This is a genomic window from Lacimicrobium alkaliphilum, from assembly GCF_002591895.1.
Lineage (GTDB): Bacteria > Pseudomonadota > Gammaproteobacteria > Enterobacterales > Alteromonadaceae > Lacimicrobium > Lacimicrobium alkaliphilum.
The window spans coordinates 1-1,357 of the sequence record NZ_NISX01000041.1 but is presented as its reverse complement, the minus strand read 5'-3'; the positions used below and the strand labels follow the sequence as shown (position 1 = coordinate 1,357).

Here is a 1,357-nt window from a genome sequence, read left to right as displayed (position 1 = left end):
CACAAAATCCTTTACACTCTCCCTGCTGCTGGCAGCATGGATGGCATTTCAACAACTCTGACCCTTCTGATGTGACCCTTCTGATGCACCGATAGTTTCGTAAACTGACCAAAACCAAGGGCGGCTTTGCCAATGAAGACAGTTTGCTTAAGCTGTTGTACGCCGGTATGTTGAAGGCGTCAGAGCGCTGGACGCATCCGGTGCAAAACTGGAACCTGACACTGTCACAGTTGGCCATTCACTTCGAAGTGCGGCTGGATGCTCACATTGACCTGTGATTGAAATTTAGGCTGACACAGTGTTTTGAATACCCTCTTCATGTCTTACATTTATGTTCTTAACGGTATTACTGACTTCTTAATACCTATCGGATTATCCTGCTTCAAGCTTTTAAGGAATGAACTTAGACCCTTAACTTTTAGATCTTGGTAACGGCTAGGTCCCACCCAGATATTTTTAATGGCGCTATCAGGTAGCTTAAATTTGAAATAGGGTACAAATATGCCATCTCTACACCTATGATGCTCTGCGGCTGATGTTCTTACCATTAAGCGTTTCTCTTTCTCTTCTGAGAAGCCTTTGTTCTTCATCATACAGCTGCTAAACAGGTAACTTTTGTATGTATTCATAAAATCTGTTTTACAATTTTCTCTTCTTTTCATACTAATCCACTCTTTTGCAGCACCAATGGCTAAAGCTTCTTTATCTGCCTCCTCATACGCACAGCTATCCAGTTTTAAAAAACTGATTTCTATATACTTGTCCATGAAAATTAATTCATCACGACTCTTGGTATCGATTTCATCATCTCTGGCCATTTTCTCTGCGGATAAAGACAAGGCATTTAGACTTTGACTTATCTCATCTATTAGATCAGAGATAACAGCTTCATCGAATTCAACCGCATATCCTCCATTATTCGGGGTGTATCCTCTCCATTGGCTTAGTAAATCTGCTTTTTGGCAAAATGAACATACAAAGATATTTTCATCCTGAGCCTGTTCGATTAATTGATTTACTAACTCTTCTTTACTTTGCCCACCTAAATATTCACTTGCACTTTGTCCAATGGCTTTGTCCGCTATCCTTTCCAGACCTGATATAAACTCTTCATCATCATTCATGTACCCAATATGAGTCAGCCACAGTTCTTTGTTCTCTAAGATACTTTTAACCGCGTTGATATCTGTATAGTGATAAAGACTCATTATTTCTCCAGGTCTAATAAAGAGGGTCATAATAAAGAGTAATAAAGTGGGTCAGATCCTGAGGAATCCCCACAAATAGTCCATAAAATTCATTGAGATAGGGAACATTCATGACGTTTGGTGATCAGACAGGGTCAGATCCTACTTTT

Annotated in this window: 1 protein-coding gene and 1 pseudogene; one reads left to right on the top strand and one right to left on the bottom strand. The window is 39.8% G+C overall.

Annotated elements, in window-relative coordinates; translation table 11 throughout:
- Positions 1-95: 95 nt before the first annotated feature.
- Positions 96-278 (top strand): annotated as a pseudogene (locus CDA54_RS19370) (IS256 family transposase); the annotation flags it as partial.
- A gap of 51 nt (positions 279-329) precedes the next feature.
- Here the strand turns inward: CDA54_RS19370 and CDA54_RS19365 are convergent.
- Positions 330-1,208 (bottom strand): DUF2971 domain-containing protein, encoded by an 879-nt coding sequence (locus tag CDA54_RS19365; RefSeq protein WP_180237285.1) that lies wholly within the window; start codon positions 1,206-1,208, stop codon positions 330-332.
- Positions 1,209-1,357: the final 149 nt, after the last annotated feature.